Below are 25,365 nucleotides of genomic sequence, written 5' to 3'. Positions count from 1 at the left end.
CTAAGCTACTTAAATAATCCCGTTTAGCCTGAGATTTTTATCATCAGCACAAATCACTTTTGTGATATTGGCTGGCTAATCATAACTGTGTCCGTAATTTTAAATACTGATGGCATGATATGCTCTTCTCTAGGGGACCATTGAGCAAAATGTTGTGGTAAATCTCGACTTGTTTCCACCAACCTGAACTTGGCCGAAGGCGTTTCGGTGCGATATTGAATTTTCACTTCAATAGGTAGCATATCAGTTACCACATAATGCAACACTAAGTTGTCTCGCTTTTTACTGCCTGCAAAGTCGAAGGCTTGATGATTAATTGATAATGCAAACACTTCAATGGGCGCATCACTGAGCATTCGAATTGAACTAAGAGGACGATTTGGCTTGATTGTTAATTCAAGTTGAATAACGTCACTTTTATCTACTGAGCTCGTTACCGCCACACTCGCGGGTTGGATATTAAGTGATGATGTACTACTAAGGTAATTTACGGAGCGACTCGTCCTATGGGACACTAAGCCCTTTAATCGGCTGGTATTGGTATCATCCTCAGTAAAAAAAGGCTGAGTAAAACTGTCTAATTGTGTGTTGTAAGAGAATAACATGGCTTGCTTTGTCTCAGTGTCATATAAATAGTTGATACTGCTAGGCTTTTTCCTATCTACCGAGTAATCTGCATTAATATATATACCTACAAAACTAATAAAAGCACCCGCTAAACAGAATAGTTGAATACTTCTGATCCCTTTGATTACGAAAAATACTGGTAATAAGGTCATCACTAACAAGGATGTCATTACGGTGGCAACAGATAAGTTGGCTACGCCTAAACCCACAACAAGTACCGGTATCAAGGGCGATACTATGACAATCGAAGGCAAACTAAATAGTGTATAGGTAATGGCTTTACGGTTTGCGGTGGTTCTGTACCTCAGTAAGTTGCCGAAAATGGCCAGTGGGGCAACGGCTAAAATAATGAAGAATCCTGCGCCTTTAAGAAAAATACCAATGCTAATATTACTGATCACCCAAAAGGCAATAATAGGCAAGTACCATTCAATGATTTTTATATTTCGAAATTTTTGGGACCACAATTGGTATATCCAAATACTCAACCCCAGCGTGAGTAATATGGCTGTCGCTAATATATAGTGCCCGCTGTATGGGAAACCTTGTTCAATGTCATTGAGCTGTGGGTAAAGCCAAAGCAAGCCGTGCCAAAGAATTAGTCCAAGTAATATGGCGAAGACGATATTTATGCACAGCGGGAGAGTCGCGATGAAAAGAGACTTAATGTTGATGTGCTTTTTGTTAATGGCGTTTACGCTCATCATCACAAACACAAATGCCACTAGAATACTCATTGGCAGTACCCATAGAAAGGGATATTCATATAAGGCAATGTTGGCGAAATTAAAATACACCATATCTTTGTTAGAGGTGAGTTGGTCTAAATTCGCCTTGGCAAAATAGGGCAGTAAAACGGACAAATAACTGATTTGATGATTTAAACTGGCTGCATCCAATCTATCCGGTGTATCTTGAGCAGAGTGATAATCAAAATGATCATCTATAAACGCAAAATTAATACCGTTGATATCCCTTTGTTCTCTAAATACCGTAAGATCAGTATCATTTGGTAACATTTTATAGATGCTATACATTAACGAATTCGCTGCTGGATAAACTACATTTGCATCTACCAAACTATCAATTAATTTTTTATTTCCTTGATTGGTTTCCAAAAGTACAAAGCTCGCCCCGCCGGAACCGCGAGCTTCAAAATTTAAAATCAAGCCAACCTTATCTGCTAACGGATGTCCTTTAACAATCGCTTCTGCGCCAAGTAATCCTTGCTCCTCTGCGTCAGTAAAAATAATGTAAATATCATTACTGTGCACGATTCCGCTTGCCAGAAATGCACGTACTGATTCCAATATTACAGCTACGCCGCTACCCGCATCACTTGCACCGGGCGAATAACCATTAGCGGCATCATAGTGGCTCATCAGGGCAAGAGCTTTGGTTCTTCCTGAGGGAGCTGAGGCAGGGATTTTGGCAATAATGTTAGATACATTTGCAGCGACGAAATAGTTTGAAGACAGGGCTAGGGTGGTTTGCAGTTCCACTTCTAAACCTAACTCTTCCAACTGGTTAACTAAATAGTCGCGCACCTTGGGATGATTTGCTGACCCCGTGTAATGGGGGAACTCTGATATTTTAGCAAGATGAGCTTGTATGTTAGCTGCTGAAATACCCACATGGCCTATTGTGTATTGGGCGTCATTAGTGGGCTTTTGAGCATTCCATGTCCAAACAAGCGTAAATACAATAGCCATAACTACTAGGAAACTATAGAGTCTTGAAGCGGTCTTTTCGTAATGGGGCATAAACATTCCTTGCTTAAATTATCGTAGCGTTGCACGATTTTTTCGGAATTGATAATTAGTAGCTTAATGTAAAATAGAAAAGAAACAAATTTGTGTGGGATTTATTAGAATCACTGCAATCAGTATTTATCGGTAATTTACCTTGATAAAAATAGCTACGTCGCTATAATACGCGCTCTTTCGACTCCGCTGAATTAGTGATCGGCGAGTCTTTATTAAATTTGGAGAAAAATATGTCACTAACTACTCAAGAAACAGCACAAATTATTGCCGACTTCGGTGTTAAAGAAGGTGATACAGGTTCACCTGAAGTACAAGTTGCTTTATTGACGAACAACATCAATAAGTTGCAAGGTCACTTTGCTGATCATAAGAAAGACCATCATTCTCGTCGTGGTTTATTACGTATGGTTAGTCAACGTCGTAAGTTGCTTGATTACCTTAAAGGTAAGAACGTTGAGCGTTATCAAGATCTTATCAAACGTTTAGGTCTACGTCGTTAATTCGATTAGATATCACAGAAAAGGCGCTTAACAGCGCCTTTTTTGATCCTGTATAAAAAGTGCGATTGTTTTAGGTCTGATTTTGCTGCTGTCTGAAAAATTCCTCGCGCTCAGCCTCCGTAAGAATGCCAACGAATGGCGAGTGACGTCGTATTTTATTCATTCGTTCACTTTCGACACAAAGTTGCGATATTAAAGTTGCCATATCATTTTTCAGTTCCAGTATTGACCACCAATCTAAATAAACTCCGCGATAAATCAGACCTTGTTTAAATCGAGATTCAAGTTTATCTTCAACTTGCTGGATTAACTCCGGACATTGCAGCAGCTTTTCGCCTATACGTTTATGGATAGCTAATAAATTTTCATCAATGGCACTGGGTTGTTTAGGCTTGGTTCGTGGTGCTCTCATAGCTAATTCTCAAAAGGAATGTGTTGCTAGTTATTGGTTTTCATCTAATAACGGGGCGAGCATTGATTCTAGACCATTAAGTTTAATTTCATACATTAACGCCAGTTGCTCGCCTAATTTTCCTGCAGGAAAACCTTTTTGATGAAACCAAACTAAATAAGGCTCTGGTAAGTGCAGCAGTTTTCGGCCTGCGTACTTGCCAAACGGCATTGTTTGGTTTACTGCTTGTTTTATGACTGTTGGATCAAACATTCGCTTGTTTCATTCTAATTGTGTTGTATTGAGTTTTGTTGTGTATCCCAAAGTTTTTTATACAAACCTTGATGGCTTAAAAGTTCAGTATGCGTACCTTGTTCGGCGACTTTTCCCTTATCAAGTACCACAATTTTGTCGGCATCTATAATAGTGGAAAGGCGATGGGCAATGACCACACTTGTATGTCCTTGGGATACGTCTTTAATCGCGTCTAGGATCGCTTTTTCTGACTGACTATCCAACGAAGAGGTGGCTTCATCAAAAACTAAAATGGGGGGCTTTTTTAAAATGGTTCTGGCTATTGCTACCCGCTGCTTCTCACCACCTGATAGTTTCAGACCTCGTTCACCGACTTGAGTGTCTGATCCATTCGGTAAACTGCTTACAAATTTGCGTAAATGGGCTAAATCGATAGCTTGCTGTACTTCTTCATCGCTCGCTGTAGGTCGACCATAGCGCACATTCTCAAATATGCTGTCGTTAAATAAAACCGTATCTTGGGGCACAATGCCAATAGCTTTTCGTAAGGACTGTTGTGACACTTGACTGATATCCTGATCATCTATCAGTATCTTTCCCTTTGTCACATCATAAAAACGAAATAACAGTTTAACGATTGTCGATTTTCCAGCGCCACTTTCACCTACCACCGCGACTTTTTTGCCTGGGCCTATGCTGAATGATAAATCATCCAAAATAGGACGCTCATTGTGATAACTAAACCCCACGTTGGAAAAGGTGATTTCTGCGCCAGCCACTTTTAGAGCTTTATCTTGATGTTCATTTTTCACGCTGGCAGATTTGCCAAGCAAGCCAAATAAATTTTCAATGTTAGCTAGTGAACCGCGGATTTCTCGATAAACAAACCCTAAAAAATTCAGCGGCATAAATATTTGCATAGTGAATGCATTAATTAACACAAAATCACCTATGGTCATGCGTCCATCCGCAACCCCATAAGCCGCCATTGCCATCATCGACGTCATGGCAATGGCAATGATTAATGCCTGTCCACCATTTAGTGCAAACAATGACAGTCGATTTTTCCGTCTCGCTGTTTCCCAACCTGCTAAGTCACTATCATAGCGATTAGCTTCGTAGGCTTCGTTATTGAAATATTTAACCGTTTCATAATTGAGTAAGCTATCGATGGCTCTTGTATTGGTGCTGGAGTCAGCAAGATTGACTTCACGTACGTATTTAGTTCGCCAATCTGTAGCCTTCATGGAAAATGTGATGTAGATCACCACAGATAGCAGAATCACAATGGCAAAATTGAAACCATAATTGTAAAACAACAGGCTAACTACCATGGCGATTTCTATTAATGTTGGACCAATGTTAAAGACCATAAAGCGCATTAGGAAGCTGATCCCACTTGTGCCTCTTTCAATATCTCTAGTCAATCCGCCAGTTTGCCGATTAAGATGAAAATCTAAATCCAGACTGTGCAGATGTTCGAATACACGCAAACCCACTCGGCGCATGGCCCTTTCTGTGACTCTACCGAATAAGGTATCTCTAATCTCGCCGAATAACACATTGGCTAGGCGTAACGTGCCGTAGGCTACAATCAGCGCGATAGGCGCTGAAATGAGTTGTTCTGTTTTAGAATTTAAACTATCGACCGTGTGTTTTAGCACAAAAGGAAGGCCGACACTGGCTAGTTTAGCAGCCACCAAACAAACGAAGGCGAGAAAAACCCGCTGTTTGAATTCTAATAAATAAGGCCATAATTGTTTAAGAACCAGCCAATTAACTGGAGTATCGGGATCTATTGGTATTCTACGTGAACGCATATTATTGCTGCAGGGATAAAACGTGGGTCCAGTTTATCAGAAAAGCTGAGCAACTAATTGACGGTTTTTAATTAGAATATGGCTATTATTAGTTGGGGAAAGCCAAATTTGGGATTGAGAGTAAGTTATATTCCGTTAAGCACTTTCGTGTAACATCTCTCTTACTTTTTGATAGCGCTCGAATTGCTCATCATTGAGCTCACCGTTTTCAATCACCCGAATGCAATTATCGATTAGCTTTTTAATGGAAATGTCTGCTTTATTAGTATTTTCATTCATCGTGATAGCTTGTAGTAAATTTAAAGCGATTGCGATATTTTTGGGCATTACTGTAAAGGCTTGTCTGAAAACACGCAATGCATCTTCTAAATCACCTCGGCGATAAAAGGCTACGGCAGTATTATTAAGCTCTTTAGGCGTTTGCTTAATGGTTGAACGTTCTTGCTTTTCCTGTTTTACATAGTGCAAAAATAGACTACCTTGCTTTTCATCCTTTTTACACCTTTGTTCAATCACATCCAAAATATTATTCGATTTTTCATACAAGCCCAACTCGTGAAATGCTTTCGCTTTGTCTAAAAGGGCATCCATACTTTCTAGTTCCCAATTTTCTTCCGCTAGCTGATCAAGTAAGGCTTTGGCATTTTCTTTTTCGTCTTGTAAATAAAGTAGTCGAGCATCGATCACTTTGATTTGATCGTGAAGCTCGGCTTTAGGAAATGCCGATTTAAATTGTTTGACGTACTCGTTTGCTTGTTTAAGCAAATTATAGGTTTCACTTTCATCTGCTGTCATGGCGAAGTCAATACCTGCGCGAGCTACATTTAAATAGTTTTCAGGCTTATCGTGAATTGAGTCTTTTGCGAAACGTACTATTTTTTTCGCAGCGTCAAATTGGGTTTCATAGTCATGGGTGATGCGAGACAAATCCAGCGCAGTTTTGTGGCGTCGAATATTTCGAGGGGATATTTCCGTCGCCATCACAACGCATTCTAAGGCCACATCAAAATCTTTTTGTTTAATATGTAGTGCAGATAATAAATCATAAGCTGCCAACTGCGAGTCGGATTTAAAGGCTAATTCAAGTACTAGCTTTTCAGCTTCATCATCTTCATTTAAACGAATATGGGCATTCACTAAGCCTAATTGTGCCCAGGTAAATGACTGAACATTAATAATGGCTTGATAAAATTCTTTTGCTTGATCATGATGGCCGCAAGCCAATAATAATTCTCCCTTGGTTTTTAGCGCTAAGGGGAAAAATTCTGCATTTTTCGGATCAGACAAGAACAACTCTACCTCTGCAAGTGCTTTGGAAAGTTGTCCTTTACCCATGAAACGATAGACTTTTTTAAGGGCACGTTTTCTCACTAACACTTTTGTTAAACGCTTGTCTAAATCATTTACAGTGAAAGGTTTGGCTAGAAAATCATCGGGTTGTAATTCTACTATGCTATGCACTAAATCAGAGGTGGTATCGGCACTTATAAAAATAAATGCGGTGCTTGGTTCGAGTTCGCCATTGTGTTTTAGCTGATCATAAAGGTGATAGCCGTCATGATCCTTTTTCAAGTTGTAAGAGCAGATGATCAGGTCATAGTGTTCATGCCGGATCATATTTAAGGCGTGCTGGGCTCTATCCACATAAGTAATTTTGTTAAAGCCAAGCTCTTCCAAAGAATATTTCATATATCCCTTAGCCAAAACTTGATCATCAATAACCAGTACTTTTGTATCTTTAGATATTTGCGGATTCATAAATTAATTATTTTGCGAACATATGCTTAGGTTATCGTACTTTAGCGCAATTTAATAAGGGCTTTTTGGTTTACGAGGTTAAAAATTTTGACCTATAGCACCGGAGCACCGTCATGGTAGTCAATCTAGTTAATGACAGAGTAGGGGGGATAAGAACTAAAAGTATCGCTAACAGAGTTAAAACATGGGGGAAGTGGTGGACGCTACTGCCGGCTCGGTCTGAAAGACTTGACCAGTGACCCTCGCCAGATAATTTCAAAGTATGAATGAGTAGTAATTTAAACAAAAGGAGTGGTGGACGCTACTGCCGGCTCGGTCTGAAAGACTTGACCAGTGACCCTCGCCAGATAATTTAAAACATGGGGAAGTGGTGGACGCTACTGGGCTTGAACCAGTGACCCTCGCCTTGTAAGGGCGATGCTCTCCCAACTGAGCTAAGCGTCCGATATTACTGAAGAAAAGTTGGTGGACGCTACTGGGCTTGAACCAGTGACCCTCGCCTTGTAAGGGCGATGCTCTCCCAACTGAGCTAAGCGTCCAATTTTCTTTTTTACTTGCTGTGCTTGGCAAGTGGAGCGCTATTATAGATATGCGACTTAGACTGTCAACCCTAAACTAAAAAAATATTGTCTAAATGTTGGTTTTCTATCCATTAGGTAGTGTGACCGCGTAATTTATGTACAAAAAGGCCGAAAAGTAGGGGTAATCGGGTATTAGTTTTTAAAATTGGTTTTTTTTAGACGACGTAGGCTGGTAAACTTCGCGCACTTAATTAAAAAGGAAACAATAATGTCCGTGATCACCCGTTTTGCTCCCAGTCCCACCGGTTATTTACATGTAGGAGGTGCAAGAACTGCACTTTATTCATGGTTATATGCCAAGAGTAAAGGAGGCAAGTTTGTATTACGGATTGAAGATACTGACATCGAACGTTCAACCCAGGCTGCAATAGATGCAATTTTGGAAGGAATGGATTGGTTAGGTTTGGATTATGACGATGGACCTTATTATCAAACCAAACGTTTCGACCGTTATAAACAATTGATCGATCAATTGCTCAGTGAAGGAAAAGCATATAAATGTTTTATGAGCGCAGCTGAATTAGACGAGATCCGTGAAAAGCAAATGGCCGCGGGTGAAAAGCCTCGTTATCCTGGTATTTGGAGAGATAGAACTGATCACCCCGAAGATCAACCTTTTGCCATTCGCTTTAAAAATCCATTAGAGGGAACTGTGGTTATCAATGACCATATACGTGGCAAAATAGAAATCGCCAATGCTGAATTAGACGATTTGATTATCCAACGTAGTGATGGCACTCCTACTTATAACTTTTGTGTAGTGGTGGATGATTGGGATATGGGGATCTCCCATGTAGTGAGAGGGGAAGACCATATTAATAATACTCCTCGTCAAATAAATATATTGAAAGCGTTAAACGCGCCTGTGCCAGAATATGCCCATGTATCGATGATATTAGGTGATGATGGTAAAAAATTGTCGAAACGACATGGTGCAGTGGGGGTCATGCAATACAGAGATGATGGTTATCTTCCCCAGGCGCTGTTGAATTATCTTGTGCGTTTAGGTTGGTCCCATGGTGATCAAGAAATTTTCTCTAAACAAGAAATGATTGATCTATTTGATTTAGATTCCATTGGCCAGTCCGCGTCGGCGTTTAATACTGATAAACTTATTTGGTTGAATCAGCATTACATTAAGACTCTTCCTGCTGCACAAGTAGCTGAACACGCCAAATGGCATTTTGAGCAACAAAACATTGATGTTAGTAATGGACCTGATCTTGAAGCCGTTATTGAAGCACAGGCAGATCGTGTGAAAACCTTGGTGGAGTTAGCGCAGATTAGTCGCTACTTCTATGAAGAATATGAAGAGTTTGATGCTAAGGCAGCGAAAAAACATTTACGTCCTGTTGCCAAAGAACCATTGGTCTTAGTTAAAGAAAAATTGACCAATCTTGCACAATGGACCCCAGAGTCAATTCAGAATGCGATCAATGAAACTGCCGAAGAATTAGAGATTGGTATGGGGAAAGTGGGTATGCCGTTGCGCGTTGCTGTCACAGGGGCAGGGAATTCACCTTCTCTTGATGTCACATTACACTTGTTAAAATCTGAGCAAATTGCACAACGAATCGACAAAGCGCTCATTTATATAGCAAACAGAGAAAAAACATAAAAAAATCTTAAAAAATCGTTGACATGAAAAGGTCTGATGCCTAGAATGCGCCCCGCTGTCAAGGAATGGTAGCTAGCTAAAAAAGCTTAGCCACTAGTGACATATAGCACGGGGCTATAGCTCAGCTGGGAGAGCGCTTGCATGGCATGCAAGAGGTCGGCGGTTCGATCCCGCCTAGCTCCACCAATATCATGGATTGTTTACTACCACCTAGGCCAGTAAACAGTAGATATGACAAGAATTTTATTTTGTAAGGCTCGTTATAGTTATAGGGCGGTTCACCATCCTATAATGTCGCTCCTCTCACAGGCTCGACTCGTCTTACAGAAATTTATCGAAGCTAGCTTCGATAGGAAAAATTTCTGTCCCCATCGTCTAGAGGCCTAGGACACCGCCCTTTCACGGCGGTAACAGGGGTTCGAATCCCCTTGGGGACGCCATTTTAAACAGAATACAGGATGTATTCAGTGGCCGGAAACGGCAACAAGGAACGCTTAATTCACACTCCTGGGCGAATTAAGTAAATAGTAAAGATAGAAAATTGTTTTTGTAAGGTTCGTTATAGTTATAGGGCGGTTCACCATCCTATAATGTTGCTCCTCTCGCAGGTTCGACTCGCCTTACAGAAATTTATCGAAGCTTGCTTCGATAGGCAAAATTTCTGTCCCCATCGTCTAGAGGCCTAGGACACCGCCCTTTCACGGCGGTAACAGGGGTTCGAATCCCCTTGGGGACGCCAATTAGAAAAACCGCACTTTTTAGTGCGGTTTTTTTATGTCTGAAACATAAAAGTGGAATTGTCTACAGATGGCAATGGATATCGTTGTTATGGTTAAACTTATCTAGCTAGTGCTGCAACCTAAGGCTGGTCCATATCTATGTCTTCTTATTCAACTGTATGGCTTATTTGCACAAACATCTTAGCTGTTGCATATTAGGTGCTATTCGAACTTATTGGTAATTAGCATTGAATCCATTGACTTGGATAGGCGATAAAATAGCGCACTTTTTACAAAAGCCTAGCCCAACTTATCAAAGTGAAACCACGTGTGAACCTGAAGCTTTAATTCAAACCTTAAAAAAAGGTGATGTACTGCTAATCGATGGCGTAAGCCGAGTCAGCACCGCAATTAAATATTTAACCCAATCAACTTGGTCACACGCGACCCTTTGTATTAGCGATCAATACCAAGTTGAAAATCCAGATATGACTAAAGTACAGCTACTTGAAGCGGATGTGGTGGAAGGGGTTAGGGTAGTCAATATCCAAGAATACGTGCAGCAAGGTACGAGAATTTGTCGACCTGTCGGCCTGAATCCAGAGGATATCGAAAAAGTAATTAACTATGGGCAGCAACGCATTGGCCATCAGTATGACACTAAAAATATTTTTGATTTAGCCCGATATTTAATTCAGACACCGCCTGTGCCTGTGGGCTGGCGTCGGGAAATGCTGTCGTTAGGGAGCGGCGATCCCACCAGAGCAATTTGTTCTTCTTTGTTGGCCGAAGGTTTTCAATCAATTGGCTATCCAATTTTACCGCAAAAGGTAAAGCCGGCTGCTAGTCGGGCCCGTGAATCTAAAATAAAGCACTTCTTCCAATCAAGACACCCTACTTTATTTGTCCCTAAAGACTTTGACATATCTCCTTACTTTGCCATTATAAAACCAACTATCGAACAACATTTTGACCCTTACACCTTTAATTGGGATTCCAACACTAAGGTAAAGCAAGAAAAACAACCGTCTATTGTTAAAACGGATTAACTGGAGAGCGAGATGCTTGAGCTTCGACCCAATTGTGAATGGTGCGATAAAGATTTACCGCCGGATAGTGTGGAGGCGTGTATTTGTACTTACGAATGCACCTTTTGTCAAAGCTGTGTTGATAACGTGCTAGAGAATGTTTGCCCTAATTGTGGTGGCGGTTTTAGCCCCAGGCCCATCAGACCTGCTAGCGCTTTTCGCGCGGGAGTGAGCTTGCAAAATCATCCGGCTTCTACTAAACGAGTATTCAGTCCGTATACCATCGAAGAAATAGCAGCGTTTCGTCAATCCGTTCTTGCGAAATAAACTAGACTGAATAAATAGGCTAAATCGACTAGATGAAATTGCAACCTCACAAAATAGACTCGCCATGCATTCGTAATTGTTGTTTAGATCAAGATGACGTTTGTGTTGGATGTTACCGCAGTCTTCAAGAAATTTTGGACTGGGGCAGTGCAGACGATGAGCGAAAAGTGAATATATTGATGGATTCTGAAATCCGCAAAAATCAACGAAACAAATTCTCAAATAACAGATCATAAAACGGCCATTCTTGCTACAATCCGCGACTTTGTGAAGCCCTTTAATTTAATTAGTTGAAATGAAAATAGTGTTAGCGCCTATGGAGGGCGTCGTAGATCATCTCATGCGCGATATGCTCACACAAGTTGGTGGGTTTGATTCTTGCGTAACTGAATTTGTGCGTGTCGTGGATCAACTTTTGCCTAATAAAGTGTTCTACCGTCTTTGTCCCGAATTGCATCACAGTGGATTAACACCTTCCGGTGTGCCAGTCAAAGTACAATTGTTAGGCCAAGAACCTAATTGGTTGGCAGAAAATGCCGTTAGAGCCACAGAATTAGGTTCTCATGGTGTGGATTTGAATTTTGGTTGTCCAGCTAAAACGGTAAATAAAAGCAAAGGAGGGGCTGTTCTTCTCAAAGAGCCTGAGGCGTTATTTAACATAGTGTCAGCTGTGCGTAGAGCGGTCCCAGCAGAACATCAAGTGACCGCTAAAATGCGTCTAGGTTTTGAAGATAAATCTTTAGCCATTGAAAATGCTCAGGCGATTGAATCTGCCGGAGCTAATAGCTTAGCCATACATGCGCGAACCAAAACGGAAGGGTATAAGCCGCCTGCGTATTGGGAGTGGATTGGCAAAATACGCCAGCAAACGCAAATTCCAATTATTGCAAATGGAGAAATTTGGACAAAGGCTGATGCGCTGCTTTGTCAACAGCGCTCTCAGTGTCATGACATTATGTTAGGGCGCGGGGCATTAGCCATGCCTAATTTGGCGCAAGTGATTCGCCATGACACAACAGAAATGAATTGGGAAGAGGTGAAAGCCTTGCTGTTAACTTATTCTGGATACGAAATATTTGGTGATAAGGGGCGATATTATCCGAATAGGATAAAACAGTGGTTAGGCTATTTAAAAGTGCAGTATCCACAGGCACAAGATTTATTTTTACGTATTCGTTCTTTGACTCGCTCTGCAGACATTGTGGCAGTTTTGCAGCAACCCTAATAACCTAACGTCTGAAAGGACAGGTTTTTCAACAACAATCACAGGTGATTTGAGATGGCATTGAAGCCAACAATCTATAAATTTCGTATTTCGTTAGCTGATATGGATAGGCATCATTATGATAATTTGAATTTAATCGTTGCCCAACATCCATCGGAAACAACCCAACGTATGATGGCAAGAATAGTCGCGTTTTGTATAAATGCTCGACAAGGTCTTGAGTTAACCAAAGGCTTGAGCGAAACCGCTGAACCGGACATCTGGATTAAAGAGGCAAATGACGATATTAGTCTATGGATCGAAATAGGCGAGCCAGATGTTGAAAGAATCAAAAAAGCGACGCGTTTAGCGACTAATGTCATTGTCTATAGTTTTAACACAAAGTCTGATGTGTGGTGGCAACAATCAGCTGCAAAATTTAAGCAGTTAAATGCTAAGTTTTATCGATTTGATTGGCAGCATATTTGCCAGTTAAGTGAGTTAATTGAAAGAACCATGGACATGACAGTTACCATTTCCGATCAATCTGCGTTTATCGCTAGCAACTTAGGTGAATGCGAAGTTCCATGGGATGAATTGCAAGGGGGATAATTGCAGTATCGTTCACAACTGTTATATTTAATTCTACCAAAATCCATTTTGCCTTTTGCTCTTCTGTTTTTTGAATTGGGCGGATAAGAGGGGGGGAGATGGATTTTACCATTCGTTATTCATAAAAATTAGAAAATAAGAATAAAAATAAGTAAACGAACATACTTACGGCAGGAAATCATGAAAATACTATCTACATACGCAGGGATGTCCCTTAGCGTTTTGGCTGGCGTGTTTTTGGCTGGTTGTGACGCAGAACAACCTGAAAAAGAGCCCCCGGTAACCTTGAATAAAAACCCATTCCCAAGCACTTATCAAGCCATGGAAAGTGAACCGACGTTAATTACTAATGTGCACATCCTTGATGGGATTGGCGGTTACATTGAGTCTGGCTCGGTTTTTATTAGCGACGGCAAAATACAAGCCATTGGCAAATCGGTTAGTGTACCAAATGGCACCAAAACAATTGATGGAAAAGGCCAGTGGGTCACCCCAGGCATTATTGATGTGCACAGTCATCTTGGTGTTTATGCCACGCCTGATACTGCATCCCACTCCGATGGTAATGAAATGACCGATCCTGTTACCGCGCAAGCTTGGGCTGAACACTCTATTTGGCCACAGGATCCAGGATTTCATCGTGCCCTTATGGGGGGCGTCACCAGTTTACAAATTCTACCAGGGTCCGCTAACTTAGTAGGCGGCAGAGCAGTCACGGTTAAAAACGTGCCTAATCGAGTGATCCAAGATATGAAATTTCCCGGCGCTCCTTATGGTATGAAGATGGCCTGTGGTGAAAACCCAAAACGTGTGTACGGTAAAAGAGGTGGCCCCGGAACACGTATGGGTAATGTCGCTGGCTATCGTCAAGCTTGGGCGGATGCACAAGATTATAAAAATAAATGGGATCGCTATTACGCCGAGTACGATCAAGGGAAAGATCCTAAAGTACCCAAAAGAGATTTAAAATTAGAAACGTTAGCTGGCGTACTAGACGGTGAAATCATCGTTCATATGCATTGTTACCGTGCTGATGACATGGGCACAATGCTTGATGTAATGAAAGAGTTTAATTATCAAATTGGCTCATTCCATCATGCTGTTGAATCATACAAAATCGCAGATCGTTTAAAAGAAAACAACGTTTGTTCATCAATGTGGGCCGATTGGTGGGGCTTTAAAATGGAAGCTTATGATGGCATTCAGGAGAATATTCCAATGGTTCACGCCGCAGGGGCTTGTGCCATAGTGCATTCTGATGACGATAAAGGTATTCAACGTTTAAACCAAGAAGCAGCAAAAGCTTGGGGAAATGGTAAACGTGTTGGCATTGAAATTTCACAAGCGGATGCGTGGCAGTGGTTATCTGCTAATCCTGCTAAATCATTGGGAATATTTGATCAAACTGGTTCTCTTGAGGTAGGTAAAAATGCTGATTTAGTGCTCTGGAGTGCGGATCCGTTTTCTACTTATGCGAAAACCGTCAATGTCTACATCGATGGAGCCCTTGCATTTGATCGCAATGATCCTAGCAGTTGGCCAGTCAGTGATTTTGAGTTAGGGCAGCCAGGTGAAGGAGATAGCAAATGATTAACTTACAAAAATTACGTTCATTGGCAGTACTTGCTGTTGCTTTAAATGGCCTGTTTTCAGCTTCGGCCGGTGCAAAAAATATTGCTATCGTCGATGCAACAGTTCATACCATGACAGAGCAGGGCACCTTAACCAATGCCACCGTTTTAATTAGTAACGGCAAAATTCAAACTATCCTAACGGAAACGCCTGCGTTGACTGGCTACGATATTATTGATGGTAAAGGTAAAGTTGTGACGCCTGGCTTAATTGGCGCTTACACCTCGTTAGGTTTAGTCGAAGTGAGTTCGTCGGCAGGTACTGTAGACAGCAGTGCTTCTGCTAATGCAATCAGCAATATAGGGGCTGCGTACGACGTATCTTACGCCATTAATCCCAACTCGTCGCTATTGGCTATTTCTCGTATCGAAGGGGTGACCTCTGCTGCTACTAGTATGAATAGAACTGGTCAGTTGTTCCAAGGGCAAGGGGCAATTATCACCCTTGCAGAGGGAATGACACCGCTTATGAAAAAAGCGGCGTTTGTTTCAACGGGGGTTGATAATGATGCTGCTGATGACATTGGCGGCAGCCGTGCTTCCCTATGGGTTGCCTTGGAACGAGCCTTGGATGAGGCAAACTATGTCGATGGCAAAACTTTTACTCCGCAATCTCCATGGTACGGAATGAGTAGCCTTGAAGATGCTAGAGCCTTAGTTCCGGTTATTCAAGGGGATACTCCACTGATGATTGCTGCTCATCGGGAAGCCGACCTTTTACAAATAATCGCATTGAAAGAGCGTCACCCTAAGCTGGATATTGTGGTGTTATATGCCACTGAAGGTTGGAAAGTTGCTGATCAGCTCGCGGCAGCGAATATTTCAGTTATTTTGAACCCAGAGTCGAATTTGCCCTATGAATTCGATCAATTAGCGGCCACGATGGAAAATGCAGGTCGATTACAGAAAGCCGGTGTAACCATCGCGATTGGCATGAGCACCCACAATATTCGTTTAGCGACTCAGCATGCCGGTAATGCCGTATCCCACGGTCTGCCATACACCGCCGGACTTGCAGCGCTAACCATTAATCCCGCTAAGATATTGGGAATTGACAATAAAGTGGGAAGCCTGAGCAAAGGCAAACAGGCTGATTTAGTGGTCTGGTCTGGTGATCCTCTGGAAGTGGCAGAGGGCGCAGAAGTGGTCATTATTAATGGTGAACTCGTTGATATGACCTCACGTCAAACAAAGCTGCGTGATAGGTATTTACAGCCTGCTAGCGGCAAAAGCGTGCATTACATTAGACCATAGGGGTTGTTGGTAACAAAAAACCGAGCTGTTAAAAGGCTCGGTTTTTTTTCGTCAGTTTTACTTTACTTGTAAAGCCATTGACCACTAAGCTTGGGTATTGATCACTGAACCCACTCGCGAATTTGGCGTAGGGTTGTTGTCAGTTGATGATGATGATTGCGACGGCGATTCAAGCTCAACTTGTCGCTGTTGAGTGTCAACTTGTCGCCCTTGCTGTTGTTGGCTTGCTTGCGCCACTGCACTGCTAGATGAAGAACCTACTTCCATTTTTATACTCCTCGTTGCCGAAACCTATCATCAATATAGTACAAAAAATATCAGCATGCACATTCAATCAACATTGGGTTATTTAATCCATTGTTCTAATTGTTGTTGCATATAATCGGCAATCATCGGCTGCGCTTCTAAGTTAGGGTGGATGCCATCTTTTTGCATCAGTGATTTGTCTAAAGCAATTTCCTGTAAAAAGAAGGGTATTAAAGGTAACTCATTTTGAACGGATAGCTCAGTGAACATGCCCGTGAACATTTGGTTATACCGGCGTCCGTAATTCGTTGGAATTTGCATTTGTTGTAATATAACTGCTATGCCTTGTTGTTTAGCAGTATCAATCATTGCTTGAATATTGGTTTGCATTTTTTTTACTGGATGACCTTGCAATCCGTCATTCCCACCCAATTCAATGTATAAATGGGTGGGTGAGTGTTGTTCGAGCAATCTAGGTAGCCGTGCCAGGGCACCGTCAGTGGTTTCACCGCTAATTGCAGCGTTTACAACGTTTATACCTTGGTTTTGCCAAGCATTTTGTAACAAACTAACCCAACCTTGCTCTTGCGTTAGCCCATAAGCTGCGCTTAAGCTATCGCCCAATACCAGTATTTTTACCGGTTCTGGACCCTCTGCCTGTTGAGCGTGTAAGTGATCCGAAATACTCAGTAAAAGTATAACTATTAACCCAATATTGAACAGACGACTTCTGTTTCTTTTAAACCATAAGTGCACTATGACAACAACTCCAAATGTAATGATCGAAACTAAAAATATCACCAAAGTAGTAACTACGAGCGAAGGTGAACTTCAGATCCTTCAACCAATTAGTTTTAAAGTCAAGGCTGGTGAGTCAGTTGCTATTATCGGTGCGTCGGGCTCCGGTAAATCCACACTATTGAGTTTATTGGCAGGATTGGACCAGGTGACTGAAGGCGAGATTTTCTTAGGGGGATCACCTTTGCACTCTATGGATGAAGAACAAAGAGCTAGGCTGCGTGGCGAAAAAGTTGGGTTTATTTTTCAAAGTTTCATGTTAGTTCAGAGTTTAACGGCCCTTGAAAATATTATGCTACCGGCTGAAATAGCTGGCTTAGATAATGCCAAACAACTTGGACAAGATATTCTTGAACAAGTGGGTTTAGCCCACCGTGGTAACCATTATCCTAATCAATTATCGGGTGGAGAGCAGCAACGTGTGGCCATTGCTCGGGCATTTATTACTAAACCTAAAATTCTATTTGCCGACGAACCAACCGGTAACTTGGATGCTGCTAACAGTGAAAAAGTTGAGTCATTGTTATTTGAATTAAATAGAGATTCTGACACAACCTTAGTGTTGGTTACCCATGATCCTATTTTGGCCAAACAGTGCCAGCGTCAACTTAATATGCAAGGGGGCGTATTGACGGATGTTACCTCCACAGACGCACAATCAGCCCAACAGCAGCAGGCTAGTTAAGCATGAAATATGGATTTAATTTAGCTTGGCGATTGTTCAAGCACGAAGCGAAACGAGGCGAACTCACTATTATATTGTTTGCCATTATTTTATCCGTGGCAGCGGTCTTGTCTCTTTCCTTATTTAGTGAACGACTGCAAGGTGCATTAACCGCAAAATCAGCTGAGTTTATTGCTGCCGATAGACTATTGGAGTCTGACAAACCGGTCGATCCTAGCTGGATTTCAAAAGCCAAAGAGATGGGGTTAGATACTACCCAACAAGTTTACGCCCGCTCTATGGTGTTTGGTAACGAACAAATGACCTTAACCAGTCTGCGAGCCGCTGATGATGGTTACCCTTTGAAAGGCCAATTAAAAACCTCAACAGAGGCTTTCGGCTTAGGCGAAGTGACCAAACAATTACCCGCGACGGGAGAAGCGTGGGCTGAGTCTCTGTTGCTACAGAAACTAGCTTTAAAACTTGGAGACAAAATTGAAGTAGGAGATAAAGAATTTACTTTAACCCGGGTGATAACCGATGTTCCTGATTCTGGCTTTAGTGTGTTTGGCGGCAATCCCAAGGTGCTGATTGGCCTGCAAGACTTAGCCGCTACACATATTACCGGTCCCGGCAGTAGAGTAGACTACACCTACTTTTTTGTAGGTAATAGCGCGGATTTAGATGATTATTATGATTGGTTACGCCCACAATTAAATCGCGAAATTCACTCTTGGCAATCGGTTGAGGATGATGACTCTCGATTGGGACGCTCGGTAGGCAGGGCCGAACAGTATTTTTTACTTGCTAGTTTGTTGGCAATTGTATTGGCTGCGGTATCGATTGCTGTTGCAGCGCAGCGTTATAGCCAACGTCATTACGATCCCGTGGCGATCATGAAAACCTTAGGGGCAAGTAAACAGTTAGTTCAACGCATCTACTTGTATCAAATATCCTTTATCACCCTGTTAGGGATTGTATTAGGCTCTATCGCTGGCTTCATCATTCAGCAATTGGTGGTTTTAGCCATTGCCGATAAAGTCAATGTGTCTATTGATGTGTGGCATTGGCGACCTCTGATCATTGCGGTCTTCACCGGCATGATCTGTGCGGTGTTATTCTCTCTTTATCCGTTATTAAAATTATTTTCGGTACCTCCTCTGCGAGTCCTTAGACGGGATTTAGGCGCGGGTATGAGTTCCCGTGTTTTGCAGTTTGCTGCCACGGGCTCAGCCATTTTGTTGCTCATGTGGGCCTACAGCCAGAATTTACAAATTAGCTTAATTTTATTTGTGTCTGGTATCGTTTTAGTTTGTGCGTTGTTAGCTATCACGTATGGGCTTATTGCACTGGGTAGAAAGCTCGGGCAGGGCAAAATGGGAGCATGGCAACTAGCTTGGGCTCGAATCAAACGGCGAGCCATGGACAACAGTGTGCAGCTGATCAGCTTTTCTGTGACCATTATGTTGTTGCTTGTGGTTTTGGTTATGCGTAACGACATGGTGTCACAATGGCGGGACCAACTGCCCGAAGGCACTCCCAACTATTTCATGTCAAATATTACCGAGCAACAACGACCAGGTTTAGAACAACATTTTACTCAATTAGGTGTTGAAACTGATGTTTTTTATCCTGTTGTGCGGGCAAGATTTGTATCCATTAATGGCGAAAAAATACGTACCGAAATTAGTAAAGAAGACGAAGAACAAAAAGACAGTGGGCGCAATGGCCTTGGTCGAGAAGCAAACCTAACTTGGAGTGACACACTTCAAAATGAGAATGAAATTGTTGCTGGAAAGTGGTTAGATGAATGGCAAACAGGTGACGAATATGGGGTATCTGTTGAAGAACGATTGGCTGATAGGTTAAATATAAAACTAGATGACAAACTGACATTTAATATTGGTAGTGAAGTGGTGAGTGTAACTGTCACTAGCCTGCGCAGTGTAAACTGGCAAACCATGCAACCGAATTTCTTTTTTGTGTTGCAGCCAGAAGCGATGCAAGGATATCTACCTACCTACATCACCAGTTTTCACGTTCCTACCCAAGATAAAGCAAAAATTGCCCAACTGATGCAGCCATTTTCCAGCGTTACGCTATTTGATGTAGACGCCAGAATTAATCAATTAAGAGACATAGTCGATCAGGTGTCAGTGGCGGTTGAGTTTATTTTAGTCTTGGTGCTAATTGCGGGTTCCTTGGTCTTAATTGCACAAGTTCAGGCTAGCATGGATGAACGTCAACAAGAGTTGGCAATTTTGCGTACCTTAGGGGCTAAGGGCAGCTTAATACGCGCCAGTGTGATTTACGAGTTTTTGATTATTGGCTCAGTGGCAGGATTGATGGCAGCATTCGCTAATGAACTGACGCTTTATCTGTTGCAGTCACAAATATTTGAAATGCAGGGTAAATTACATTTTGAGTATTGGATTATTGCACCCATTGTTGGAGCGGTCACAGTGGGATTGCTGGGTGCTGCAGGATGTTGGCGATTATTGGCATTGAATACCAGTCAGTTGTTGCGAAAAATGGTGTGATAACCTTATCCTTTGCCGTTACTAAAAAAGGGTTTCAATAGCCCTTTTTTAGTTATTTATTACCCAGTTGACCTTTGTTTTTTATTCTTTTGTACAGGATAGACACAGGGAAACAGAGTCAGAAAAACGCAAGGCATGGGGTTTATCTACTTCCGCCTCGGCATAAATCACCCAAGGGTGCTCGGCGGCAATTTCAAGTACATCAGAGGTCAATTTTTCCAATAAAGAAAAGCGGTTGTCTTCAACCAATTTGATAATGCGTTTGGTGATGGTTTTATAATTTAACGCATCTTCCATATCATCTGAGCCAGTGGCTTGTTCGGCATTATAGTGAATCTTAACATTTACGATAACGTCTTGTTTGTTCACTATTTCGTCTTCATTAATACCAATATAAGTGCGTAACCTTAGGTTTTTAATTCTGATAGTGGCTGGATTCAGCTTCATTTATTGTTACTTCCTTTAAAATCGCGAAATGTTGTTTAATCGTTGTGTTTTCAATAAGGCTATTATCTGCTAGTTTGTCAGCCAACATCAAATAATCCAATGTGAATCTGTATGGAAACTAAGTCGCCCACTGCGATTAAAGCAATATTAGTATTAGCCTGTGTTGTCATTATTTTAGCGGGAATTAAATCCGCCAGTGCAATCGTAGTGCCTTTTTTGTTATCAATTTTTATTGCTATGGCATGTCATCCAATCATCCATTGGGCATCTAAATATAGGGTGCCTCGTTGGTTGTCAGTCATACTAGTGATACTGCTCATTGTTATTTTTGGATTTATGTTAGCAGGTTTAGTGGGTAACTCCATGGCTGAATTTCGAGAAAACATTCCCCAATACAAACAACAATTAAGTGATGAGTTAGTTTGGGTTACGAGTAAGCTTGAGAGTCTTTTCAGTATAGAGGTCAATAGTGACTTGTTGGTTTCTTACTTAGATCCAGGAATAGCCATGAGTATGGCAACCAATATACTGACCAGCTTTGGAAGTGTATTGACTAATTTTTTACTGATCATACTTACTGTTGTGTTTATGTTATTCGAAGCCGATTCTGTGCCTAAGAAAGTACATATTGCCCTTGATGATCCTTCTATGAAAATTCAACAAATCGATAAATTTTTAGTTTCGGTTAAGAATTACTTGGTGATCAAAACCATTGTGAGTATCGGTACAGGAACCGTTATTGGCATTTGGTTATATTTCTTAGGGCTTGATCACTTTATGTTGTGGGCAGTGTTGGCGTTTCTATTAAACTACATTCCAAACATCGGATCTATTATTGCGGCTGTACCTGCAGTGCTGCTCGCATTTGTACAATTAGGTCCTGGGGTGGCGGGACTCACAGCCATTGGCTATGTGGTTACCAATACTGTGATGGGGAATGTGGTTGAGCCAAGATTTCTAGGTAGAGGCTTAGGATTATCAACCTTAGTGGTGTTTTTATCATTAATTTTCTGGGGCTGGTTATTAGGCACTGTGGGGATGCTGTTATCTGTGCCCTTAACCATGATCGTAAAAATAGCGTTAGAGTCTAATGAAGACAGTCGTTGGATTGCCATTTTACTCGATAGTGAAGATATTCCCGAAGAACAACAAGAATCCGAAGAGCTTAATCAGGCACCTGAGTAAAGGTCATTTCAATTCTGGCTCCACCTAGAGTGGAGTCAGTAATTTCCATTTTTCCATGGTAGGCAGAGATTAAATCGGTTACCACAGCCATACCAATACCTTGTCCTTCTTGATAGCTGTCTAATCGTTTTCCTCGATGCAGAAGCGCTTGCCGGTGTTGCGGTTCAATTCCCTTACCGTCATCTTCAACCGTTATACGCAATAGTTTATTAGTGTGTTGTGCAGAGACAATCACTTTTGACTTTGCCGCTTTGCAGGCGTTATCCATTAAATTCCCAAGTAATTCCAGTAAATCCGTTTGGTCGCCTCTAAATAGGCAATTTTCTGCTATCTGCGTACTAATTGTTAAACCCTTGTCAGCGTGGACTTTATTCATAGCAGCCTGCAATTTTTGTACAATCACTGACACTGAAACGGCTTGTTCCCAACCACTGCCAGCTCCGGCGACGGCACGTTTTAATTGGCGTTGAATGATATTATCTATTTGCGATAAAGGTTCACGGGCGGATGAGGGTAAATTAGGATTACCTGTTAGCACTGCTAGAGGAGTCTTTAAGCTATGAGCCAGATCACTAAGACTATTTTTATAGCGACTGCGCTGTTGCTGTTCGGTGTCGAGTAAATGGTTGATACTGCTCTTTAATTTTTCCAACTCAGGAGGATAGGTTTGTTGTAAGCGTTCAATATCACCTTCTTCGGTCTTTTTAATTTGTCGAATGAGCGCATTGATTGGACTTAACGCCATATTTAAACTGGCTATGAGTACAATTAACAATAGTAGCGCTAAAAAGCCAAGCCAATACCAAAGGGTATTTGAAAAGGTATCTCGTTCTTTTTCAAACGTGAGTTGATCTTGCACGATAAAAAAACTGACTGGAACATAATCAATATCGCCTTCAAATTCAGCAGTATAGGAATACAGAAAATAATCGGAGTGCAAGCTAAATTCGGTTAAAAATATTTCTTTACCAATAATGGGCGCATCTAACTTGGGTTGTTCAGACCAGTTTAAAGTGGATAACGATTGCCACACAATGTCATTGTTTATTTTGATAAATGCGTACAATCCAGAGCCAGGAATGTTGAGTTTGTCATTGAAGAGTTGTTCTGGCATTTCCGGTTCACCTTCGACCATTTCGAACTCAGAAATAAGGGTGAGGCTTTGGACACGCAGTTGTTCAAGCATGGATTGGCTAAGACTATCCGTATAGGCTTGTTCTAACGTCATTGCGCCTAAGGGAATAAAAAGTAGCAGTGCCAACAGAGCTGCAGCAAAACTTCTTAGGCGCAGAGATAACTTTATCATAACTCTCGATTAATTCGGTAGCCACGTCCCCGTAAAGTCTCTATGGGTTTGTATTGATTTTGTGGATCTAGTTTTTTACGTAAACGACCAACAAATACTTCAATGACATTGCTGTCTAAATCAAAATCCTGATCATAAATATGTTCGGTCAATTCAGTTTTAGACACCACTTTTTGCGGATTGAGAAAAAGGTACTCCAAAACCTTATATTCGTAGGCCGTTAGCTCCAGAGATTGGCCGTCAACCATCACTTCTTCGGCCGTTGTATCCAAGCTTATAGGGCCTTTTTCTATTAACGGATTGGCCTGGCCAGATGAGCGACGAATAAGGGCTTTTGCTCTGGCCAAGAGTTCTTCGTTATGAAACGGCTTGGTGAGATAATCATCGGCGCCAGCGTCAAGGCCTTCTACTTTTTCTTGCCACCGATCCCGTGCAGTTAAAATAAGAATTGGGCAAATCACATTGTTCTTTCTGGCATTTTTTATGACATCAAAACCATCTATGACGGGTAGTCCAATATCCACAATAGCAAGGTCATAAGGGTGCTCGGCCAGTAAATAACTGGCTTTAGCGCCATCATCGGCTAAATCGACGCTATAGCCATGCTGTTGCAGTAACTGATCTAATTGAGTTAACAGCCTACTATCGTCTTCAACTACAAGAATACGCATTATTTATCTCTACTACGTTGTTTGGTTATTTTACCTGAGCGTTTATCTACATCGACAGTGACGACCCGTCCGGTTTTTTGTAACACCTTTACCTTGTAGGTATTTTTGCTTTGGTTAACACGCAATACGCGGCCTCTAACCTTTTGCAACACTTTTTCTGCGGCTTGGGCTTTATCAATGCTGCTGTTTGATTTTTCTTGAGCTGACACTTGCCCGCCGAAACTAAGGGCAAATGCCATCAACAATAAAATCACGTTACGTCTAATGAGCACAATCAAAATGGGTTCCTGACTCGTTGGCGTTTAGTTAATGACAAAAAGTTTAATGTCTTTTCGGTGAAACCGTAACCCTGACTTTCACTGTATCACCTGGATGCGAACGCATAAAGGTCTCATAGGCTGCACCTCGATAACGATATTTTACGTCATAACCTTTGATTTTTCTTACTTTTTTTGAGGTTTGGTAAACTGTCTCACAGTGTTGAGTAACAGAGGTAGAGTACTGGGGTCCTTGGGCATGATTTCCAATTGCACCGCCTATCACAGCCCCTGCAATAGTGCTGCTTCGATTGTCGCCAATTACATTGCCGATAACGCCTCCAATCACCGCTCCTGCGACAGTTAAGTGAACACGTTGATGATTATTGTTGTTGTATCTAACCGTGCGTTTAACAGGATAGCATTGCTGCACAGGTTGTTTAACCGACGTGTATTGATAAACAGGGTTAACCTTAACGACTTTTGCATAGTCATAGCGACTATCGGCTAACGCTTGGGTAGCAGTAAAACCAAACAATAGAGTGGCAATTGAAATGCTTTTTAAATTTAACATTAGGTCTCTCCTTTAAAATCTTAGGTTCATAATAGGAGAGACTAACTGAACTATAACTGAACTAATCCTTATCCTTAAGTTAAGTTTTGTGGTTTTACACTGACTGACTATTGCCTTTTTGTAGGGGATTCACGCAAGTAGCTGAAATCGTGCTGCTTCTGTTGTTGGTATAAATGTGAATTTCTAAATCCATATTTCTTAATTTGTACCACAGTTCTAGCTTGTCCGCACTTGGGCAAATAATTTGTTGTAGATACTGTTGTTGCACGTTTTTGGCTAAATCGAGTTTTTGTGGAATTTTAATGAACGCTCTAACTTCACCAAAAGAGGTATTCGATCCCTGATAGTGCCAATCTCCCAAATGTAATGCTGAGTAGAAGGTTCGGTCCACGGTTTCCAGTGTTTGTGGATCTGCTTGATAGCTGTCTTTATCGGCAAATCGTACAATTTTCATGGAGAAAAGTTGGTTACAAGCAGAAATACTCAAGAGGATCACACACAGTAACGCAGCTCGTTTAACTAATTTAAGTGTAAATTTACCTGTTTGTTTCATTAACCAAGCCCCCGTTGTTACACAGGATATCGG

25 protein-coding genes and 5 tRNA genes are annotated in these 25,365 nt (G+C 41.5%); 15 read left to right on the top strand and 15 right to left on the bottom strand.

The annotated features are described in order from the left end of the window. Nucleotides 1-53 precede the first annotated feature (53 nt). Nucleotides 54-2,390, bottom strand: a complete 2,337-nt coding sequence (locus ACYVIL_RS14225; protein ID WP_460312959.1) for a M20/M25/M40 family metallo-hydrolase — start codon at nucleotides 2,388-2,390, stop codon at nucleotides 54-56. A gap of 233 nt (nucleotides 2,391-2,623) precedes the next feature. On the opposite strand from ACYVIL_RS14225, the gene rpsO reads away from it, so the two are divergent. Then, entirely contained in the window at nucleotides 2,624-2,893 is a 270-nt protein-coding gene (gene rpsO / locus ACYVIL_RS14220; protein WP_216047418.1) for a 30S ribosomal protein S15, read from the top strand. Nucleotides 2,894-2,963: 70 nt separating this feature from the next. On the opposite strand, the gene ACYVIL_RS14215 is transcribed toward rpsO, so the two are convergent. The 6 genes from ACYVIL_RS14215 to ACYVIL_RS14190 form a co-directional block, all read right to left on the bottom strand. Continuing rightward, nucleotides 2,964-3,305 (bottom strand): hypothetical protein, encoded by a 342-nt coding sequence (locus ACYVIL_RS14215; protein ID WP_460312956.1) that lies wholly within the window; start codon nucleotides 3,303-3,305, stop codon nucleotides 2,964-2,966. Between the two features lie 30 nt (nucleotides 3,306-3,335). Beyond that, nucleotides 3,336-3,557, bottom strand: coding sequence for a DUF3820 family protein (locus ACYVIL_RS14210; RefSeq protein WP_303474229.1), 222 nt, complete (start codon nucleotides 3,555-3,557; stop codon nucleotides 3,336-3,338). Nucleotides 3,558-3,571: 14 nt separating this feature from the next. Then, nucleotides 3,572-5,359 carry an ABCB family ABC transporter ATP-binding protein/permease gene (locus ACYVIL_RS14205; protein WP_303474230.1) on the bottom strand — a complete coding sequence of 596 codons (1,788 nt, stop codon included), beginning with the start codon at nucleotides 5,357-5,359 and terminating at the stop codon, nucleotides 3,572-3,574. Between the two features lie 135 nt (nucleotides 5,360-5,494). Continuing rightward, nucleotides 5,495-7,117, bottom strand: a complete 1,623-nt coding sequence (locus ACYVIL_RS14200; protein WP_460312954.1) for a response regulator — start codon at nucleotides 7,115-7,117, stop codon at nucleotides 5,495-5,497. A 368-nt stretch (nucleotides 7,118-7,485) separates the two neighbouring features. Beyond that, nucleotides 7,486-7,561 (bottom strand) — tRNA-Val (locus ACYVIL_RS14195). A 19-nt stretch (nucleotides 7,562-7,580) separates the two neighbouring features. Then, nucleotides 7,581-7,656, bottom strand: a tRNA-Val gene (locus ACYVIL_RS14190). Between the two features lie 250 nt (nucleotides 7,657-7,906). Here ACYVIL_RS14190 and gltX point away from each other — a divergent pair. The 11 genes from gltX (at nucleotide 7,907) to ACYVIL_RS14135 (ending at nucleotide 16,091) form a co-directional block, all read left to right on the top strand. Further along, a complete protein-coding gene (gene gltX, locus ACYVIL_RS14185; protein WP_460312952.1) occupies nucleotides 7,907-9,316 on the top strand; it encodes a glutamate--tRNA ligase in 1,410 nt (469 codons plus the stop codon). 110 nt (nucleotides 9,317-9,426) lie between these two features. Then, nucleotides 9,427-9,502: transfer RNA gene (locus tag ACYVIL_RS14180), tRNA-Ala, on the top strand. A gap of 178 nt (nucleotides 9,503-9,680) precedes the next feature. Further along, nucleotides 9,681-9,756, top strand: a tRNA-Glu gene (locus tag ACYVIL_RS14175). A gap of 223 nt (nucleotides 9,757-9,979) precedes the next feature. Beyond that, nucleotides 9,980-10,055: transfer RNA gene (locus tag ACYVIL_RS14170), tRNA-Glu, on the top strand. A 228-nt stretch (nucleotides 10,056-10,283) separates the two neighbouring features. Then, complete coding sequence (locus ACYVIL_RS14165; RefSeq protein WP_303473800.1) at nucleotides 10,284-11,084, top strand: YiiX/YebB-like N1pC/P60 family cysteine hydrolase; 801 nt, start codon at nucleotides 10,284-10,286, stop codon at nucleotides 11,082-11,084. Nucleotides 11,085-11,096: 12 nt separating this feature from the next. Beyond that, complete coding sequence (locus ACYVIL_RS14160; RefSeq protein ID WP_460312950.1) at nucleotides 11,097-11,390, top strand: DUF1272 domain-containing protein; 294 nt, start codon at nucleotides 11,097-11,099, stop codon at nucleotides 11,388-11,390. Nucleotides 11,391-11,422: 32 nt separating this feature from the next. Then, the gene (locus ACYVIL_RS14155; RefSeq protein ID WP_303473802.1) at nucleotides 11,423-11,626 is read left to right on the top strand and encodes a DUF1289 domain-containing protein; all 204 of its coding nucleotides are present in this window, start codon (nucleotides 11,423-11,425) and stop codon (nucleotides 11,624-11,626) included. Between the two features lie 59 nt (nucleotides 11,627-11,685). Then, nucleotides 11,686-12,615, top strand: coding sequence for a tRNA-dihydrouridine synthase (locus tag ACYVIL_RS14150; RefSeq protein WP_460312948.1), 930 nt, complete (start codon nucleotides 11,686-11,688; stop codon nucleotides 12,613-12,615). Between the two features lie 54 nt (nucleotides 12,616-12,669). Beyond that, nucleotides 12,670-13,206 carry a YaeQ family protein gene (locus ACYVIL_RS14145; RefSeq protein ID WP_303473804.1) on the top strand — a complete coding sequence of 179 codons (537 nt, stop codon included), beginning with the start codon at nucleotides 12,670-12,672 and terminating at the stop codon, nucleotides 13,204-13,206. Between the two features lie 180 nt (nucleotides 13,207-13,386). After that, nucleotides 13,387-14,796, top strand: coding sequence for an amidohydrolase (locus ACYVIL_RS14140; RefSeq protein WP_303473805.1), 1,410 nt, complete (start codon nucleotides 13,387-13,389; stop codon nucleotides 14,794-14,796). Next, entirely contained in the window at nucleotides 14,793-16,091 is a 1,299-nt protein-coding gene (locus ACYVIL_RS14135) for an amidohydrolase family protein (protein ID WP_460312946.1), read from the top strand. Before ACYVIL_RS14140 ends, ACYVIL_RS14135 begins: the two co-directional genes overlap by 4 nt. A gap of 84 nt (nucleotides 16,092-16,175) precedes the next feature. Here ACYVIL_RS14135 and ACYVIL_RS14130 read toward each other — a convergent pair whose 3' ends face one another. Together ACYVIL_RS14130 and ACYVIL_RS14125 are read right to left on the bottom strand one after the other, a co-directional pair. Then, a complete protein-coding gene (locus tag ACYVIL_RS14130; RefSeq protein ID WP_460312944.1) occupies nucleotides 16,176-16,358 on the bottom strand; it encodes a hypothetical protein in 183 nt (60 codons plus the stop codon). A gap of 78 nt (nucleotides 16,359-16,436) precedes the next feature. Further along, entirely contained in the window at nucleotides 16,437-17,093 is a 657-nt protein-coding gene (locus ACYVIL_RS14125) for an arylesterase (RefSeq protein WP_303473807.1), read from the bottom strand. Between the two features lies 1 nt (nucleotide 17,094). Here ACYVIL_RS14125 and ACYVIL_RS14120 point away from each other — a divergent pair, with 1 nt between their 5' ends. Then, entirely contained in the window at nucleotides 17,095-17,820 is a 726-nt protein-coding gene (locus ACYVIL_RS14120; RefSeq protein WP_460312942.1) for an ABC transporter ATP-binding protein, read from the top strand. Nucleotides 17,821-17,822: 2 nt separating this feature from the next. Beyond that, nucleotides 17,823-20,339: an ABC transporter permease gene (locus ACYVIL_RS14115; RefSeq protein WP_460312940.1), complete on the top strand. Its 2,517-nt coding sequence runs from the start codon at nucleotides 17,823-17,825 to the stop codon at nucleotides 20,337-20,339. Between the two features lie 81 nt (nucleotides 20,340-20,420). On the opposite strand, the gene folX is transcribed toward ACYVIL_RS14115, so the two are convergent. Then, nucleotides 20,421-20,786, bottom strand: a complete 366-nt coding sequence (folX, locus tag ACYVIL_RS14110; RefSeq protein ID WP_303473809.1) for a dihydroneopterin triphosphate 2'-epimerase — start codon at nucleotides 20,784-20,786, stop codon at nucleotides 20,421-20,423. Between the two features lie 111 nt (nucleotides 20,787-20,897). On the opposite strand from folX, the gene ACYVIL_RS14105 reads away from it, so the two are divergent. Continuing rightward, nucleotides 20,898-21,971 (top strand): AI-2E family transporter, encoded by a 1,074-nt coding sequence (locus tag ACYVIL_RS14105; protein ID WP_460312938.1) that lies wholly within the window; start codon nucleotides 20,898-20,900, stop codon nucleotides 21,969-21,971. Here the strand turns inward: ACYVIL_RS14105 and ACYVIL_RS14100 are convergent. From ACYVIL_RS14100 to ACYVIL_RS14080, 5 genes are all read right to left on the bottom strand, one after another. Continuing rightward, nucleotides 21,952-23,277 carry an ATP-binding protein gene (locus tag ACYVIL_RS14100; protein WP_460312936.1) on the bottom strand — a complete coding sequence of 442 codons (1,326 nt, stop codon included), beginning with the start codon at nucleotides 23,275-23,277 and terminating at the stop codon, nucleotides 21,952-21,954. The two genes, ACYVIL_RS14105 and ACYVIL_RS14100, sit on opposite strands and share 20 nt — an antisense overlap. Then, nucleotides 23,274-23,948: a response regulator transcription factor gene (locus tag ACYVIL_RS14095; protein ID WP_303473812.1), complete on the bottom strand. Its 675-nt coding sequence runs from the start codon at nucleotides 23,946-23,948 to the stop codon at nucleotides 23,274-23,276. The genes ACYVIL_RS14100 and ACYVIL_RS14095 overlap by 4 nt, the downstream gene beginning before the upstream one ends. Continuing rightward, on the bottom strand, nucleotides 23,948-24,220 hold the full coding sequence (locus ACYVIL_RS14090) for a PepSY domain-containing protein (RefSeq protein WP_460313044.1): 273 nt from the start codon (nucleotides 24,218-24,220) through the stop codon (nucleotides 23,948-23,950). Before ACYVIL_RS14090 ends, ACYVIL_RS14095 begins: the two co-directional genes overlap by 1 nt. Nucleotides 24,221-24,269: 49 nt before the next feature. Further along, nucleotides 24,270-24,779: a glycine zipper 2TM domain-containing protein gene (locus ACYVIL_RS14085; protein WP_460312934.1), complete on the bottom strand. Its 510-nt coding sequence runs from the start codon at nucleotides 24,777-24,779 to the stop codon at nucleotides 24,270-24,272. 94 nt (nucleotides 24,780-24,873) lie between these two features. Continuing rightward, the gene (locus tag ACYVIL_RS14080) at nucleotides 24,874-25,332 is read right to left on the bottom strand and encodes a hypothetical protein (protein ID WP_303473814.1); all 459 of its coding nucleotides are present in this window, start codon (nucleotides 25,330-25,332) and stop codon (nucleotides 24,874-24,876) included. Nucleotides 25,333-25,365: the final 33 nt, after the last annotated feature.

The sequence above is a fragment of the Aliiglaciecola aliphaticivorans genome (assembly GCF_054782055.1).
The sequence above is the reverse complement of the archived record's forward strand: the minus strand, read 5'-3'. Positions and strand labels throughout refer to the sequence as shown.

Excerpts from the sequence above, each read along its gene's own strand:
- ACYVIL_RS14120 (WP_460312942.1), top strand. The coding sequence starts at position 17,095 with ATGACAACAACTCCAAATGTAATGATCGAAACTAAAAATATCACCAAA.
- ACYVIL_RS14205 (WP_303474230.1), bottom strand. The coding sequence starts at position 5,359 with ATGCGTTCACGTAGAATACCAATAGATCCCGATACTCCAGTTAATTGG.
- ACYVIL_RS14145 (WP_303473804.1), top strand. The coding sequence starts at position 12,670 with ATGGCATTGAAGCCAACAATCTATAAATTTCGTATTTCGTTAGCTGAT.
- ACYVIL_RS14100 (WP_460312936.1), bottom strand. The coding sequence starts at position 23,277 with ATGATAAAGTTATCTCTGCGCCTAAGAAGTTTTGCTGCAGCTCTGTTG.
- ACYVIL_RS14225 (WP_460312959.1), bottom strand. The coding sequence starts at position 2,390 with ATGCCCCATTACGAAAAGACCGCTTCAAGACTCTATAGTTTCCTAGTA.
- ACYVIL_RS14095 (WP_303473812.1), bottom strand. The coding sequence starts at position 23,948 with ATGCGTATTCTTGTAGTTGAAGACGATAGTAGGCTGTTAACTCAATTA.
- folX (WP_303473809.1), bottom strand. The coding sequence starts at position 20,786 with ATGAAGCTGAATCCAGCCACTATCAGAATTAAAAACCTAAGGTTACGC.
- ACYVIL_RS14105 (WP_460312938.1), top strand. The coding sequence starts at position 20,898 with ATGGAAACTAAGTCGCCCACTGCGATTAAAGCAATATTAGTATTAGCC.
- ACYVIL_RS14080 (WP_303473814.1), bottom strand. The coding sequence starts at position 25,332 with ATGAAACAAACAGGTAAATTTACACTTAAATTAGTTAAACGAGCTGCG.
- ACYVIL_RS14155 (WP_303473802.1), top strand. The coding sequence starts at position 11,423 with ATGAAATTGCAACCTCACAAAATAGACTCGCCATGCATTCGTAATTGT.
- ACYVIL_RS14130 (WP_460312944.1), bottom strand. The coding sequence starts at position 16,358 with ATGGAAGTAGGTTCTTCATCTAGCAGTGCAGTGGCGCAAGCAAGCCAA.
- ACYVIL_RS14160 (WP_460312950.1), top strand. The coding sequence starts at position 11,097 with ATGCTTGAGCTTCGACCCAATTGTGAATGGTGCGATAAAGATTTACCG.
- ACYVIL_RS14200 (WP_460312954.1), bottom strand. The coding sequence starts at position 7,117 with ATGAATCCGCAAATATCTAAAGATACAAAAGTACTGGTTATTGATGAT.
- gltX (WP_460312952.1), top strand. The coding sequence starts at position 7,907 with ATGTCCGTGATCACCCGTTTTGCTCCCAGTCCCACCGGTTATTTACAT.
- ACYVIL_RS14135 (WP_460312946.1), top strand. The coding sequence starts at position 14,793 with ATGATTAACTTACAAAAATTACGTTCATTGGCAGTACTTGCTGTTGCT.
- ACYVIL_RS14140 (WP_303473805.1), top strand. The coding sequence starts at position 13,387 with ATGAAAATACTATCTACATACGCAGGGATGTCCCTTAGCGTTTTGGCT.
- ACYVIL_RS14150 (WP_460312948.1), top strand. The coding sequence starts at position 11,686 with ATGAAAATAGTGTTAGCGCCTATGGAGGGCGTCGTAGATCATCTCATG.
- ACYVIL_RS14210 (WP_303474229.1), bottom strand. The coding sequence starts at position 3,557 with ATGTTTGATCCAACAGTCATAAAACAAGCAGTAAACCAAACAATGCCG.
- ACYVIL_RS14215 (WP_460312956.1), bottom strand. The coding sequence starts at position 3,305 with ATGAGAGCACCACGAACCAAGCCTAAACAACCCAGTGCCATTGATGAA.
- ACYVIL_RS14085 (WP_460312934.1), bottom strand. The coding sequence starts at position 24,779 with ATGTTAAATTTAAAAAGCATTTCAATTGCCACTCTATTGTTTGGTTTT.
- ACYVIL_RS14115 (WP_460312940.1), top strand. The coding sequence starts at position 17,823 with ATGAAATATGGATTTAATTTAGCTTGGCGATTGTTCAAGCACGAAGCG.
- rpsO (WP_216047418.1), top strand. The coding sequence starts at position 2,624 with ATGTCACTAACTACTCAAGAAACAGCACAAATTATTGCCGACTTCGGT.